The sequence below is a fragment of the Novosphingobium pokkalii genome (genome assembly GCF_014652855.1).
Taxonomy (GTDB): domain Bacteria; phylum Pseudomonadota; class Alphaproteobacteria; order Sphingomonadales; family Sphingomonadaceae; genus Novosphingobium; species Novosphingobium pokkalii.
Map to the genome: position 1 here is coordinate 1 of NZ_BMZP01000036.1, position 14,201 is coordinate 14,201.

Annotated in this window: 14 protein-coding genes; 2 read left to right on the forward strand and 12 right to left on the reverse strand. The window is 63.2% G+C overall.

Annotated elements, in window-relative coordinates:
* Position 1: 1 nt before the first annotated feature.
* From IE191_RS20260 to IE191_RS20295, 8 genes are all read right to left on the reverse strand, one after another.
* Positions 2 to 1,483 carry an AlbA family DNA-binding domain-containing protein gene (locus IE191_RS20260; protein ID WP_191326251.1) on the reverse strand — a complete coding sequence of 494 codons (1,482 nt, stop codon included), beginning with the start codon at positions 1,481 to 1,483 and terminating at the stop codon, positions 2 to 4.
* Between the two features lie 54 nt (positions 1,484 to 1,537).
* Positions 1,538 to 2,332, reverse strand: coding sequence for a hypothetical protein (locus tag IE191_RS20265; RefSeq protein ID WP_191326252.1), 795 nt, complete (start codon positions 2,330 to 2,332; stop codon positions 1,538 to 1,540).
* Between the two features lie 15 nt (positions 2,333 to 2,347).
* A complete protein-coding gene (locus IE191_RS20270) occupies positions 2,348 to 3,505 on the reverse strand; it encodes a restriction endonuclease subunit S domain-containing protein (protein ID WP_191326253.1) in 1,158 nt (385 codons plus the stop codon).
* A complete protein-coding gene (locus tag IE191_RS20275; RefSeq protein WP_191326264.1) occupies positions 3,505 to 5,064 on the reverse strand; it encodes a class I SAM-dependent DNA methyltransferase in 1,560 nt (519 codons plus the stop codon). The genes IE191_RS20270 and IE191_RS20275 overlap by 1 nt, the downstream gene beginning before the upstream one ends.
* A complete protein-coding gene (locus IE191_RS20280) occupies positions 5,064 to 5,483 on the reverse strand; it encodes a type II toxin-antitoxin system VapC family toxin (protein ID WP_191326254.1) in 420 nt (139 codons plus the stop codon). The genes IE191_RS20275 and IE191_RS20280 overlap by 1 nt, the downstream gene beginning before the upstream one ends.
* A complete protein-coding gene (locus IE191_RS20285; RefSeq protein ID WP_191326255.1) occupies positions 5,483 to 5,737 on the reverse strand; it encodes a type II toxin-antitoxin system Phd/YefM family antitoxin in 255 nt (84 codons plus the stop codon). Before IE191_RS20285 ends, IE191_RS20280 begins: the two co-directional genes overlap by 1 nt.
* Positions 5,738 to 5,793: 56 nt before the next feature.
* Positions 5,794 to 8,163, reverse strand: a complete 2,370-nt coding sequence (gene hsdR, locus IE191_RS20290) for an EcoAI/FtnUII family type I restriction enzme subunit R (protein ID WP_191326256.1) — start codon at positions 8,161 to 8,163, stop codon at positions 5,794 to 5,796.
* A gap of 105 nt (positions 8,164 to 8,268) precedes the next feature.
* A complete protein-coding gene (locus IE191_RS20295) occupies positions 8,269 to 8,469 on the reverse strand; it encodes a helix-turn-helix transcriptional regulator (protein ID WP_191326257.1) in 201 nt (66 codons plus the stop codon).
* 576 nt (positions 8,470 to 9,045) lie between these two features.
* On the opposite strand from IE191_RS20295, the gene IE191_RS20300 reads away from it, so the two are divergent.
* A complete protein-coding gene (locus IE191_RS20300) occupies positions 9,046 to 9,942 on the forward strand; it encodes an ArdC family protein (RefSeq protein WP_191326258.1) in 897 nt (298 codons plus the stop codon).
* Entirely contained in the window at positions 9,939 to 10,214 is a 276-nt protein-coding gene (locus IE191_RS20305) for a sigma-70 region 4 domain-containing protein (RefSeq protein WP_229815719.1), read from the forward strand. The genes IE191_RS20300 and IE191_RS20305 overlap by 4 nt, the downstream gene beginning before the upstream one ends.
* Before the next feature lie 55 nt (positions 10,215 to 10,269).
* On the opposite strand, the gene IE191_RS20310 is transcribed toward IE191_RS20305, so the two are convergent.
* The 4 genes from IE191_RS20310 to IE191_RS20330 form a co-directional block, all read right to left on the reverse strand.
* Complete coding sequence (locus IE191_RS20310; RefSeq protein WP_169041624.1) at positions 10,270 to 10,479, reverse strand: helix-turn-helix transcriptional regulator; 210 nt, start codon at positions 10,477 to 10,479, stop codon at positions 10,270 to 10,272.
* 283 nt (positions 10,480 to 10,762) lie between these two features.
* Positions 10,763 to 11,347, reverse strand: a complete 585-nt coding sequence (locus tag IE191_RS20315; RefSeq protein WP_191326259.1) for a hypothetical protein — start codon at positions 11,345 to 11,347, stop codon at positions 10,763 to 10,765.
* Between the two features lie 912 nt (positions 11,348 to 12,259).
* A complete protein-coding gene (locus IE191_RS20325; protein WP_191326261.1) occupies positions 12,260 to 12,913 on the reverse strand; it encodes a DUF2971 domain-containing protein in 654 nt (217 codons plus the stop codon).
* Between the two features lie 25 nt (positions 12,914 to 12,938).
* Complete coding sequence (locus IE191_RS20330) at positions 12,939 to 13,571, reverse strand: hypothetical protein (RefSeq protein ID WP_191326262.1); 633 nt, start codon at positions 13,569 to 13,571, stop codon at positions 12,939 to 12,941.
* Positions 13,572 to 14,201 lie beyond the last annotated feature (630 nt).

Sequence of the window (14,201 nt, forward strand, 5' to 3'; positions counted from 1 at the left end):
ATCAGAGCCATGGCAGCGTAATGTGTAACCGCCCGCTCACACACGGAATTCCTGACAGTCCCTCGAAGCCCTCCGGAGATACCAAGCCGCAAATCGCCATTGCGACGGTGTTCGCATCCTTGCTGTTCGCAGGTTCGGACAGCAAGCCGAGTTCGATCTCCTGCAGCATTGTGGCGGGCGTTCCGACCGGCTTCTTAAACGCCGCCTTGGTTCCCATGGCGCGGCTCGCGAACATTTCCCGACGCTTCGCGGACCCACCCAACCCGCCGATAAAAGCGGCGAGATCTGCGCGATCCAGCTGCGACGCCTGCGCGAAATAGAAGATCGGCAACCACTCGGCGTGCGATGCCTCCACCGCGAAACGAATATACTCGACCGGCCGGAACAGCGTCTCCCGGTTGAGAAAGTTCGTCAGAAGATTGACATCGGTCACCACGCCGCGGCTCCCGATCCGTTCTTCGCCCGCCGCCCGAACCTCTCCGATCAGGCGGAGCGCCGGCGCGCCCGCCACCTCGTTGAACTCCCCCTCGCGGATGAAGCTCAACTGGTCGAGCAGCGACTTGTCGATCGTGATCGGCCGCTTGCCGTCATCAAGCACCCCCTCCTCCAAATCCGCCAGCAGCACGCGATCGGGACCACGCTGCAGCAGCTTCTCGACCATCGGAAGTATCTGCTGGCGGGCAATTGCGTCCCGCTCGTCCAGCATCGTGCGCAGATCGCCATATTTGATTCGGGAAGACTGCCCCGGATAGCGAAAGAAGATGTCGCCTTCGCGGATATCGCCCTCCTGCCGGGTGGCTATCACGGGCCTGCTCGGGTGCTGCTCGACGTGCAGGACGCCTACAGTCTTCCCGTCCAGTTCGATCGTCGCCGCCCCGACACGAGGGGTCGGATCGAGCTTCGCCTTGATGTGCGAGGTGAGATCAGCGGGATCGAGATTCGCGAAATCGGAGCCGGTCAGGCCAATGACGGCGAAGCTCTTGTCAACGCCATCTGCGCAGGCGGCGTCCTTGTCGTGCACCCCGAAGAGGATGTAGCCGCCGCGATTGTTTGCCAACGCCGCCACCGCACGAAGCCAGACATGCGCGTTGCGCAGCCGAAAGCTGGCCTTGCATTCATGCGCATCGGTTTCGCCAGGCCGAAAACGCCAGGTGCCGTCCGCATCCTGCTGGAACATCGCCAGCAGTGCCCCCCGGTCGAGCGGCCCGCACGGCGCGGGCGCGACCTGAGCGCCTGGTGCCGGCGGGACGACAAGGGAAGCCTGCCGGAAACCGGCGAGAAAGGTATCCAGTGTTGCATCCTCCGCCGCCGGAATGAGCGCAGAGTCGCTGTAAGTGCCGTCACTGATATTGGTGATCCTGCCCGAGTTTACCGGTCGATCCGGGCGATTGAAATAGAATTGAATGGCCGCGTTTCGCATACCACGATGGAGCATCGCCTTGATGAGGGCGATCTCTTCGTCGGTAATGCTACGCTTCCCCATTGATGCCCGTCCCCGTCGCAAGATCTTCCGTCCTCGTTAAGCGGTCCATCAAGCCTAGAACAGGCGGTTCAGCAAGCGCGGTTCGCTGTTCTTCAAGCGATCGAGCATGTTGTTGACGTAGAACATGTCCGGGCTGGCGATCGCCGGCAGAACGACGACGTTGTAATCGGGCAGATCCTTGTCGAGCGTGAAGACCACGAGGCCGACACCGTGGATGCTGCACAGCGATTTCAGGCGGCTCATATCGTCGTTGCTCGTGGTGCGCGGCACGACGATGTAGCTTTTATGCGAGAACAGGCGATAGGCAACTGCCTGGCCGAAGGCGACGACCGGCTGGACGGGCGTTGCCTTGATCTCGGCGGTGACGATCTGCGGTTCGAACTTGAAAATGTCCTGCGCGCGCGGCTTCAGCACGCCGATCACATCGGGCGTGCCCCATTTGCCGCCCAGACTGCTGCCGCCCAGCGCTCCCGCCACGGTGACCTCGTCATTCTCCTCCAGCCATTCGGCGAAGCTGGCGTAGAAATCCTGCTCGGAGACCGATGCGGCGCCGCGATCGGGGGTATCGATCGGCACGGCCGTGGCGGCGACAGCCTCGTCCTGCGCCACGGCGTCGGCGGCCTCGGCCTCGGCATATTTGGCGAGCTGATAGGTGCCGCGCGCGATCTTGACGATACCGTCACCGCTCTGGAACAGCAGATGCGTCGCGCCGCGCACGCTGTTCGAAGGCGTTTCCGGGTGCGCGGCGGCAATCAGCTTGAGCACCTCGGCCCAGCGCAGCCCACCGGGATGCTGATCGAGAATGTGGCGGACCTCGTCATGGATCTGCTTGCGGTTGAGTTTCGCCAATGCCGTTCCCCCGGGTCAGATGGTGCTTACGCCGTCGCCAAATGCCTGATGCAGCATCGCGGGCAGCAAGGCCGCGAGTTCGGTCACCGCGGCAGTTTGGGCCAATCGCGCCGATCGAGCCTTAGCCTGAAGGCCGTCAAACCAATGCTGCGCGTCGAGTGATGGGACCGGGAGGTTGATAGACGCCAGTCGCTTGGTAGCGAGTGTGCGATTTCGGTCTGCGCTCCCCACTGACGCTTGACCGATTTGGCGCAGCCCGGCGTCAGTCTGCAAATAGTACCACAGATAGCCAGCGGTCGCGAGCGAGAGGTCAGGCACACACGTCAGATACCGATGCGATCCATGCTTGCCTGCGTGTTCGGAGCCAGCGACAGCGAACGCGCCCTCCCACGCTTTGATGTTACTGAAAACGAGATCGCCAGCCTCGATGCGGTAAAGGGATTGCCACGTCACTTCAGCACCGACGACATCCGGTTTGATGAAAAGGCCACGGCCGAAGGAACGAACGCCGAGTTCGGGATACACAGCATCAGGATCAATCTGCACGGGGCGGCGGACCAGCGGGGCCACCTCGGCCATTGGGCGGCGCGGCGCGTCGGCGATAATGCGGGCGAAGGCGGCAGCCAGCATCGCGTCGATTTCGGCATCGACGCCGGTTGCCGCGCGCGACCGCGCCTCGATCGCGGTCGCTGCCGCATCCAACTTTTCCACCACCCGAAGCTGTTCGGCGAGATGAGGAAGAGAAATGCGATGGGCTAACAGCCGGTCGGGATGCACGCGCTGCCGCCTATCCCCCATACCAACGGCCCCAAGGCGGAGCGCACGCCAAGTTTCCTGCCACCGAAACAGCCAACCGATATAGCGTGGGTCGGCCCGGCTGGCATCCACGGTGAAGGTCGGGAACTCGTTCGATACGAACATCCCGTCCTGTTCCGCAGGCACGGTTGCGTATGCCCCTTCGAACGCGAACAGCCGACTGTAGATGATCTGCCCGGCGCGGATGCGATAGAGCGTCGATGCACTGGTGCTTGCAGCTTCGATCGCGGGCTTAACAAACGTTCCCCGACCGAAACTGTAGATGCCGATGTTTGGGTAGGAACACCCCGCTTCGACAGGCTGTGGATCAAGATCAAGGGCCATGACCTCGCCCAGCGCCACCATCGGCCATGTCATCACGCGTCGCGCTCCGCCACCAGGGCACGCAATTCTTGCAGGATCGCCAGCACCTCGGCTTCTTTTTCCAGCGCCGCCGCCACGATCTGGGCAGGTGTTCGGTGGTCCTCCACCACCTTGGTGTTGGGGTTCTTCTGGTCGAGGTTGACGGCGCGCACCGCACCGGCCTCGTCGCGCTCGATCAACGCCGGGGCGCTGACCTTCCAGGCGCGCGGATCTTCGCCGCGCACGTCCCACCAGGCGGTGAGGTCGGCAAGGTCGGCCGATTGGAGCGGCGCGGTCTTGCTGTATTTCTTGCGACCCTCCGGAACGGGCTGTTCCCAGAACCAGATATCGCCCGTTGGCCCGGTGGTGTCGAAGAACAGCAGGTTCGAGGCGATGTCGGTATAGGGCGCGAACACACCTTCGGGCAGGCGAACCACCGTGTGTAGGTTGAACTGTTCGAGCAGATCGGCCTTGATCCGCGCAGCGACACCGTCACCGAACAGCACGCCATGCGGCACGACCACCGCCGCCCGGCCTTTGCCCTTGCGCTTCAGTCGCCGCATGATGAGCTGGAGGAACAGCAACGCGGTTTCCGAGGTACGGCGATCGGCGGGGAAGTTGCCGAGAATGCCCGCCTCTTCCTCGCCGCCAAAGGGCGGGTTGGAGAGGATCACGTCCACGCGCTCGCGCTCGCCAATGTCGGTCAGGCGGAAACGCAGCGCGTTACCCGCATCGATGTTCGGTGCCTCCAGCCCGTGGAGCAGCAGGTTCATCTGCGCGAGCAAATAGGGCAGCGGCTTGGCTTCGCCGCCGAGCAGCGAACCGGCCTGCAACTGGCGGCGCTTCTCCACGCTGTTCGCCTGGGCGGCCATATGGGCATAGGATTCGGTGAGGAAGCCGCCGGTGCCGCAGGCGGGATCGAGCACGGTTTCGCCGATCTTCGGGTCGATCCGCTCGACCATGAAGCGCACGACGGCGCGGGGCGTGTAGAATTCGCCGCTATCGCCGGCCACGTCGCGCATTTCACGCAGCAGCGTTTCGTACAGGCGGCCGAGCGTGTGCATCTCTTCCGAGCTGTCGAAATGGATGCCGTGGATCAGATTGATCACGTCGCGCAGCAGATAGCCGCTTTCCATGCGGTTCTGCACGCCGCGGAAGACGGTCGCGATCACGTCGCGCCGATCACGTCCGCCATTGGTGCCGCGCAGGGACCGCAGATAGGCGAACAGGCCGGGGCCGGTGGAGCCATCGGGTCGGGTCGCTTCCTCGGCGGTGATGAAGTTGAGCAGGTCCGGGCCGGTAATGCCCTCCTTGTCCGCTGCCCAGTCGCGCCAGCGATACGGTGCGTCGATGGCCGCATGGAACGGCTGGCCCGCCAATTCGGCTTCGTCGGCGTGGACGCGCTCCAGATCGTCGAGAAACTTCAGGAACATCACCCAGGTGAGCACCGGCAGCCGATCGAGGTCGCCGTTCAACCCCTTGTCCTTGCGCATGATCTTGCGCGCGGATTTCACGATGGTGTCGAGGCGTTGGGCGGTGGTCTGCGGGGTCGTGGTACGCGGCGCGCGGGCCATCAGGCGGGGTCTTCCCAAGGATTGAGGAGCGGAACGCCGGTTGCAAGGAAGTCGGCGGTATTGCGGGTAACGACGGTGAGGCCGTGGACAAGGGCGGTGGCGGCGATCATCGCGTCGCGCTCGGGCCGCGGATCTGGCACGTGCAGCGCGGCGCAACGGCGCGCAACGGGAATGTCGACCGGCAGGATGCGGTCGGCAAAATCCGCCATCACGCGATCGTCCATCCACACGCGCAACATGGCGGCCTGGGCGGGATCGCGGCGATTCAGAAGCAGGATGCCGCGCTCGATTTCGAACACCGTGATCGTGGAGAGAAAGAAATCGGCCAGATTGATCCGCGCCGCCCAGGCGAGGACATTCGGATTCCCCTGGTTCGGACGGCGCAGCGCAGAGATGGCATTGGTATCGAGCAGGAACATCAGTCGAATTCGGCCGGGTGCGATACGAAATCCATCTTGGGCGGATCGAAATCGAAATCGCCGCCGTTCCAGTCGGCCAGCGCATCGGCCAACGTTCTTCCCTTGCCGGTCAGCCGCTGATACTCCTCGATGGACAGCAGGACATGCGCGGGACGGCCACGATCGGTAATGAAAACGGGGCCGTTCAGGGCCGCTTTCTTGGCGCGGGCGGCGTCCTGATTGAACTCTCGGCTGGTAACGCTGGTGATGCCCATGACGCTCTCCTGACGCTTGACGATATGTTGCTACATTGGCAGCGACACTGCGAAAGTCAAGCCGCGTAAAGTGCCTGATTGAGCGCGTCGACCGCCTGTCGCATCGCCTTCGGACCGCCAAATCGGCGGGCGATTTCGCTGGGATTGCCGAAATCGGAGACCGGCTGCACCTTCAGCGCCTGCGGCAGCACCAGTTCCTCGGCACCACCGCCGGCATAGCGATCGAGCAGCGCGTCGAGGATTGCGCGGGCATCGTCGCCAAATTTGCTGAATAGGTCGGTGTCGCGCACCCTGCGTGCCCGCTCCGCCCGAGTGGTGAGCGGTGCGTTCCAAGCGAGGTGGCAGATCAGGTCGAACGGGTCGTCTTCCGGGCGCTCAGCTTCCTGGGCGAGCGCGTGGAGATCGATACCGCGTTCAGCCAGGGCATCGATGACGGCGCCGCGCTTGTCTGGCATCGCCCACTCCGCCCGGAACGCGGCCGGGGTGGCAAACAGGGTGCGGACCCTCTCGCCCGTCCAGTCGGTGAGCTTGCGGCAGGTTAGGCGTTTGCCGTCCGCGTCGAGGTCGTAGACCATGTGCGCGACGACTTCGACCTCGCCGCCGTCGACGTAGAATTTGCGGGGGAGGCCGTCGTCTTCGTCGTCTGGCGGCACGTCGGCTGAACCGTTCGGCTGTTGATCGGGTGCCTCATTGTCCGGCGCCTCCTCCTCGACGGTTTCCGTCGTGACGATCTCGCCGGTATCGTCGATTTCGGTCATGGTTTCGGCGCTTGGCTCCCCGTCAAAGGACGGGTCGGCGAATTTCTCGGTGGCGGTGCCGGTATAGTCGAGGATCGAGAACCACAGCTTGCCGTAATCCTCCCGCATCCGGGTGCCGCGGCCGATGATCTGCTTGAACTCGGCCATCGAGCCGACGACCCGTGCCAGCACGACATTCTTGCAGGTCGGCGCATCGACGCCCGTGGTGAGCAATTGCGAGGTCGTCAGGATGACCGGCGTGTCCGCCTCGACGTCCTGAAAGCGGCCGAGCATGGCTTTGCCGATGTCGCCTTCGTCGGCGGTGACACGGGCGACATAATCGGGGTGGCGCGCGACCATGTCCGCGTTCAGCCGTACCAGCGCGGCACGCATCTCGCTCGCGTGATCCTGATCGACACAGAAGACGATCGTCTTCGCGTAGCGATCGGTGTTCTTCAGAAAATCCGTGAGGTGCCGGGCGATGGCTTCAGTGCGAGCACGGAGCGCAACGGTGCGCTCAAAATCGCGGGTTTGATATTCCTCGTCGGGCACCGCACGGCCGAACCGGTCCAGCTCGCCCGCGCTGGGCCGCCAGCCAACGGCATCGAGATCGGTGACGATCCGGTGCACGCGGTATGGGGCCAGAAAGCCGTCGGCGATGCCCTGCGCCAGGCTGTAGGTATAGAGCGCGTCGCCGAAATAGCGGTAGGTGTCGCGGCTCTCTTCGCGCAGCGGCGTAGCCGTCATGCCGAGCTGATAGGCTGGTTCGAACCATTCGAGGATCTCGCGCCAGCTGCTGTCGGATCGGGCGCTGCCGCGGTGGCATTCGTCGATGACGATCAGGTCGAAGAAGTCGCGGGCGAACTCGCGGTAGAGGCCGGGGCGCCGCTCGTCTGCGGCGATGGCTTGGTAGGTGGAAAAATAGATGTCGCGGCCATGACTGACCGCGCCTGCGCCGAGCTTCCACCGCGCATCGCCGAACGGGATGAACGTCTTGTCCTTGGGATCGTCGACCAGAATGTTGCGATCGGCGAGAAACAGGATCTTCGGCCGCCGGTGGTCCCCGCGCTTGTTCCAGCTGGCGGACCAAAGCCGCCAGCAGATCTGGAACGCAACTGCGGTCTTGCCGGCGCCGGTGCACAGGTTGAGCAGGAGGCGTCGCCGGCCACCATGGATCGCCTCCAGAGTGCGGTTGACCGAAATCTCCTGATAGTAACGTAGCGGTCGCTCGGCATCCGGGAAGCCGGGCTCGAGCACACGGTCGGCTACGGGTTCAGGAAGGTCCAACCCCTCCCGGAGCCGCTGCCACAGCTCGTCCGGCGATGGGAAGTCGGCGCGCACCGCTTCGGTACCCGCGACCATGTCGATCTCGATGATCTCATGCCCGTTGCTAGCATAGGCGAAGCGCAATCCCAGCACTTCGGCGTAGTCCCGCGCCTGTTGGACCCCATCCTGCGCCGATCGATACCCTGCCTTGGCCTCGATGACCGCGATCGGATAATCCGGACGATAGCGCAGGATGTAGTCAGCGCGCTTCTTCTGTCCGCGTCGCGGGGCGCCGCCGACGAACATCACCCGACCGTCGGTAAAGGTGCGCTGTTCCTGAATGGCGCAAGGTGCATCGTCCCATCCGGCTGCTTGCAACCGAGGAACAATCAATTTTCGGCAGGTGTCGGCTTCTGTAATCATCGCTTGCAGTTCTTTTGGCGCGAACGCTCGGTGCAGGCAACCACGCTTTCGTAAGCCGGACAAAGTAAATCGTCTCTGATGGTCAAGTTGGATACGATTGGCTGATCAGCCAACGGTATAGAACTTCGCATTACGCATCGATTCACGGATGGCGGATGCGCGCCAGCCGGTGCAGCGCGTGGCGATGCGCACCTGCTTGGGAAACTTACCTGCCTGGATCTTGTGGTAAAGAGTGGCGCGGGTCAGGCCGGTGCGATCAAGGACGGCGTTTAGGCGCAGAATGCGGTCAGAGGGCTGTTCGGTCACGGCTTGGTCTTCCTGTGCTGTGGTAGGTTTTCTTGCTCCATCGGTGTGAGACTTGCTGGTCTGCGGTCGACGTCTAGAGTGCCGAAATCGGTACCAATGCACTGAATCTACGTTTGATTCCGCCAGGGCCGCTGATGTAACGCTACGGTGCGAAAAAGAAATTTTTGTGGTCTTGCAGATTGTGTCTCAGGCCGTCTCTGCCTGACCGCGCTCTCCTTCCGCTGCACTCCAGCCGAGTCGGCTGCGCCGTCTCGTCGGCATGGCCGGTGCGATCGCTGACACCTGGCCCGGCCTTGCTGGCCGGGCCTGTCGGTCCGCTTTCAGCTCCCCTCCGGTTGTCGCCGCGCTCTTGATGCGCGGCGGCGTCTGCCTCGGCTCCAGGGTGACGGGGGGCGTCACGGCCCTGTAGCCCCGCCGCGACGGGGTGCAACCCGGCCCGCTGCGCGGGTCCGGGTGCTCCACGCTGTTGCGCTCCTTCGGATGCACCCCGCCGCCTGATGCGGGGCTGTCGGTCCGCTCCTGCCGCCCCCCGCCACCCCGGCGCCGGGCCATGGCGGTTTAAGGAGCTTGAAGATCATGAGCACCGTGAGCACGACTGAACGCCAGTCCCTCTATGTAGAGGTGACCTACCGCATCATTGCCGAACTTGAAGCCGGGCGCCTGCCCTGGGTGCAGCCGTGGGACGCCAGCCGCTGTCCCTGCACGCTGCCCCACAATGCCGGTTCGGGTAGGACCTATTCGGGGATCAATGTTCTCATTCTCTGGACCTCTGCCATCGAGCAGGGCTTTTCCTCGCAGCGCTGGCTGACCTATCGCCAGGCCGAAGCAGCCGGGGGCCATGTCCGGCGCGGCGAGAAAGGTACGGTGGTCTGCTATGCCGATCGCTTCACCCCGCGCGAGGAAGCCGCCAAGGCCCGGGACGAAGACCGCGAAGCGCGCACCGTGGCCTTTCTCAAGCGCTTTACCGTGTTCAATCTCGACCAGTGCGAGGACCTGCCCGACGACATGGTGCAGCCTGTGGCGCCGATTGCGCCCGAGCTGGCGATTGCTGGTGCGGATCGCGTGATCCAGGGCAGCGGGGTGACCTTCCGCATCGGCGGCAGTGAAGCGTTCTATTCCCCCACCCATGACGTGGTGCAGGTGCCGCCCCAAGCGGCCTTCTTCGAGCCGATCAACTGGTTCCGCACCGCCCTGCATGAACTGGGTCATGCCACCGGCCACCCGAGCCGGCTGGACCGGGATCAGACCGGCGAGTTCGGTTCTGCGTCCTATGCAAAAGAGGAACTTGTCGCGGAAATGGCCAGTGCTTTTGCCTGTGCCGCGCTGGGCATTGTCCCGACCGTGCAGCATTCCGATTACATCGGGGCCTGGCTGGAAGTACTGCGAGCCGACGAGAAGGCAATCTTCCGCGCGGCCAGTGCGGCCAGCAAGGCTGCCGATTTCCTCCTGACCTGCGGGGAGGACCGGCCATGAACTCGCCTCTCCCGCCCGAATGGGGCACGCCGGTCCTGCCAACCTTGTCGCCGCGCGCGTTCTGGCGCCGGGGCCAGCGTGGTCTGCGCCGCATGACCAAGCGCCAGCGCGCGATCTTCGCGGCGGTACGCTTCGGGGGCGCCAGCTATGCCGAGCTGGCGCAGCGCCATGGCATCAGCGTCGAGACGGTGCAGGCCGAACTGGCCAAGGCCCTCTCCACCCTGACCCGCGCGGTCTATGGGCACTGGTGGCAGCGCTGGTGGCCGTGGTGAAAAATTCAGGCTGCCCGATGGCTCGCCATCGGGCGGCACCGATATGCGGATCCCATCAGGTGAAGTCGTCGACGGAATAGAACATCGGGTTCTGCAGCCACTGGTCGAGCGCGCTGCGGCGCCAGCCCACGCAGCGCGTGGCAATGCGCGACTGTTTGGGGAAGGTCCCGTTCTGGACCTTGCGATAGAGCGTCGCGCGCGAGAGCCCGGTTTCCTTGAGCACTTGGGGCAGACGCACGAAGGAATTGGGGGAGGCGGTATTCATGGCACATCCTTCCTGTTTCATGGGTTGGATTGGCCGGCCACGAGTAGAATTGGGGCGTTGCGGGAAAAGCGCAACCACCTGAGAATCCAGGGAATGCGGCATCTGCCGCCAGCACGCTGCCCGGTACACCGAAGCGCACCGGCACGACCTCGCACGAACACCCAAAAAAATTTTGCGAACAGGCGCTCGGCGGTTGGCAATCCGCAAAGTCTAGCGGTGTCACGAGATCGTTTGCCCCCCAATCGGTCTGGCCGCGCGAATCAGTCTTGCGCGGTGAGACTGATCAGGACGGGGACCGGCGCTGCTTGCGTCGGCCGTGCCCGGTCACTTCCGCGACGTGGTCCAACAGCGCGGTAATGATGTCGCGAACCTGCCCGGCGACAAAGCCTCCCGTGTCAGGCTTGATGCCGTGCGCACGGCTGAGATCGTTCCATTTCCAGTAGGGCGAGAGCACGTCCATCAGCCGCTCGGTTTCCGTGTCCTCGAAACCAAAGCCAGTGGCATTGGCATAGGCCAGGGAACGGTCAACATGGAGGCCGATGTATTTGGCACACCACGCGTCTGGGAAACCCACGTCGAGCAGGTGCGACGACATCGCCAGCTGCGCGACGATTCCGGCCGAGTAGAACAAATAGGCAGTGTCATCGGCCATGGGCGAGGCAAGCGATCCCATGAACTCGCCCGCGCGGTGATAGCGATCTAGACTAAGCGCACGGCCTTCCCGCGTGCGCAGGAGCCGGACGGGCCGCGCATCATAGCGCCGCCATAGCCCGCCCAGCTCGGAATTCTTGCCCGGCAACGTGATGATGGCAGCGCCCAGCGCGGGGGCGCCAAGGTGGGATGAAGTAGCAGGAACGATCGTGTCCATATGTACCTCCGGTCCGCGTCAGAAGCGGGGAGCGGAAGGCTTCAGGTCATCACGCGGACTGACCCCGAGCTCCCGCACGCTTGCGCGCGGGAGCCGCCGGAGCTGGTAACATGCGAAAGCACATGCGCCGCCGCCTTTAACCCGAAGGTTTGGACATGCGCGACGGCACCCCGGAAAACCGCGTTTTCCGAGCTCTTTGCTTTCGCGGGATTACCAGTCCCGGCGCCGCCTTTTGCGCAGCGCGATCCCATGATATCAGACGCGAATCCGCGCGCCAAGTTTTTGCGTGAATTATGGAAAAGCGGGGTGCGCGCTTTCAGCTCTCGGGCGAGGATGCTCAAAAGGTCCGGCGCGGCCGATCCCGCGTCGGCGAAACATCATGAAAGGGTTTACAGCACTAGTGCTAACGACCCGTTCTTTGGCATCCAGATCGTGCCGGATGCAATGCGGCGCGCGATATAGGACGCAGAGGATGACGGCTGAAGTTGTGTCGTCCATGCCATCTGCTCGGAACGCATCGCCCAAATGGAGGAGGCCGCGCGGCAGTCAGGATGAGCAATAGCCAGCGCATTGATTTCGCGCATCGAACGGCTTTTCGTTCGTTCGCATGGTCCAAGTCTGGGACATTCCCGACGGGGGGATGGCAATTCGAACGCCTGCCGTTGCCAGAAACCGACGCTCGCGAGTGATGCTTTCTCGCCCCCCTGACTGAAAAAAGTCCGCCCGTTTGCAGTCAAAGCGGTATCCACGGCGACCGCTCCACGCAGTTCGAGGACGCAATCTAGCGATATCAGCCAACACCATTGAGCCCTGACAGTAACAGCAATGCCGCTCTGATGGTTCGATGAAGCAACTCTTGGTCCGTGCTGTCCTCGATGGTCGAACAATATCTGGCCGGTTCGATCAACGGTCTCATCGCCACCGCCTGGAATCGAGCTGTTCCGTGATGGCGAAGCGTTTGAATGCCAGCCGTGCGTCGCGCAGTCGAACAGTCAAGGCGAGGTCGTCAAGCTTGGCGATAATCGCCTGCCTGCCCGTATCGCACTCGGCGCCGAGAATGACCTCTTTGAGACGCATTGCGCTCGAGAAGCACTTGAAATAATTATCCCCCTCGCGATCGCACGCCGCGAGATCCTCCCAGACACGCACCTCGTCTTCATAGGCCCAATGCTCAAACTTCACGGTCATCAGGCTCTCGATGAGGGCTTTGGCGGCGGCAGGGTCGTCGAGACAGTTAGGATCGAACGTGACCCGCTTTTTTCGGTAGCGAACCGGCCGACACTGAGCATCGTCGACCTCAAAGCCCAAGCACAGCCCTTTGTGTCGGTCGGCGTAATGCGACCATTGCACCGGGTTCGACCAGCTTCGGCTGAAGCACAGCAGACCAACAGCCGCCGCCCGCTCGGCTTTAGCCCGGCGAAAGGCCGCCCGGTGCGCTGGCGACGACGACGTGGCCGCGAGCATCTCGAAGGGATCGTTCAGGGCGTCGAGCGTTGCGAGCTTAACCCGCCGGCGTTCGATGTTCTGAAGCCCCCAGCGCGACGGTACGAAGTGATACAGCAGCAAGATTCACCCCCTGGCCATCGGACCGTCAGAGCCAATCCGCATCGAGCCTGACCTTTAGATTGTGAGGGTTGGCAGGGTAGAGCGCGACCCGTCCCGCAGACGCACGATTCATGAGGTGCAAGCCGACGCCCTCATCCCATGTCGTCTCCTCCTCCACCTCCCGCAGCCACTGGACCATTCTCGGGAAGTGACGATTCTCCCCCACGTTGAACCGGCGCTTCCATCCCATTTCGCAGATCACTCGCGACACAACGCCCCGTAGGAAATCGTCCAAGTCAACGTCGACGGCCTCGTCGCCCACACGGTGGAGGGCCTCAGCCCAGATTGCCTTCTTGAAGGTGGACGGTGGCACATCGTCGACGTCCGGAGCAAGCGCCTCCTCCGGGGATGCTAAGCTGTCCTCAATCAGGGACTTAAGGATCCCGTCATCCCCCGTCGCCTCATCCAGCTTCGCGCGCAGCCCTGCGGCGTCGCCGCTTTCCATTGCCCGCACAAAATAACCGAGAGCTTCTCGAAAGCGATCCTTCGGGTAGCCGGAGAGCCTATCCATGGGTTTGCCGGTCACGTCCTGCCAGACCTTCATCATATGACGGGTTGCGGCTCCATAAGTGCGGATGCACCCGTCGAAAAACGTCAGGTCGCGATCAGAATCGTCCATGCATGCCCCCTCTGTGATTGAGCCCTGTGTACCCGCGCGGGGTCCTTCAGATGAAGGGAGTGTTAGCGCGGTGCTTTCCGGTTCGCCAACTAGGATCTCCGAACTGGAGAGCAAGCGGCGTACCTTCTACAGCCCACGGCAGGGGCAACCATCCGCGACGATCACGCGGTCCAATCTATGATCCCTAGTGTACCGGCTTCGCTTTGGGTTGCCACAACTCAATCTTGGTACCGTCTGGATTAAAGATCCCGACGAAGTCGCTCGACGGGGCGCTATCTTTCCGCTCGATACTGGAAACGCTCTTGGCTTTCAGCCCGTCAAGCATCGGCGAGCATCAACTTGTGCCTGGATCGTCCACTTCGACCAGCACGACCGCCCGCTTCTGGCGGAAACGGACGTTTATCGGTTCGGGCGTGAACGACCGGGTCTGGTCGCGAGTTGCCTCCGGTTGGCGGCGATCACATCCCTACAATCGAGGCACTGGCGTAGGACGCGATCTTCTTCCATCCCAGCGTTTCATAGAGTGCCCGGCCATCGTTCGTGGCGACCAGCAGTTCAACACTGGCGAGATCGCGCCTAGCCTCGTGCAGGGTCTGCATGAGGACATGCCCCAAGCCTTTGCGACGATGC

Bases quoted from the DNA above. Each gene is read 5' to 3' on its own strand.
- IE191_RS20300 (WP_191326258.1), top strand. From the start codon at position 9,046: ATGAGCACCGTGAGCACGACTGAACGCCAGTCCCTCTATGTAGAGGTG.
- IE191_RS20260 (WP_191326251.1), bottom strand. From the start codon at position 1,483: ATGGGGAAGCGTAGCATTACCGACGAAGAGATCGCCCTCATCAAGGCG.
- IE191_RS20330 (WP_191326262.1), bottom strand. From the start codon at position 13,571: ATGGACGATTCTGATCGCGACCTGACGTTTTTCGACGGGTGCATCCGC.
- IE191_RS20305 (WP_229815719.1), top strand. From the start codon at position 9,939: ATGAACTCGCCTCTCCCGCCCGAATGGGGCACGCCGGTCCTGCCAACC.
- IE191_RS20310 (WP_169041624.1), bottom strand. From the start codon at position 10,479: ATGAATACCGCCTCCCCCAATTCCTTCGTGCGTCTGCCCCAAGTGCTC.
- IE191_RS20275 (WP_191326264.1), bottom strand. From the start codon at position 5,064: ATGGCCCGCGCGCCGCGTACCACGACCCCGCAGACCACCGCCCAACGC.
- hsdR (WP_191326256.1), bottom strand. From the start codon at position 8,163: ATGATTACAGAAGCCGACACCTGCCGAAAATTGATTGTTCCTCGGTTG.
- IE191_RS20280 (WP_191326254.1), bottom strand. From the start codon at position 5,483: ATGTTCCTGCTCGATACCAATGCCATCTCTGCGCTGCGCCGTCCGAAC.
- IE191_RS20315 (WP_191326259.1), bottom strand. From the start codon at position 11,347: ATGGACACGATCGTTCCTGCTACTTCATCCCACCTTGGCGCCCCCGCG.
- IE191_RS20285 (WP_191326255.1), bottom strand. From the start codon at position 5,737: ATGGGCATCACCAGCGTTACCAGCCGAGAGTTCAATCAGGACGCCGCC.
- IE191_RS20270 (WP_191326253.1), bottom strand. From the start codon at position 3,505: ATGACATGGCCGATGGTGGCGCTGGGCGAGGTCATGGCCCTTGATCTT.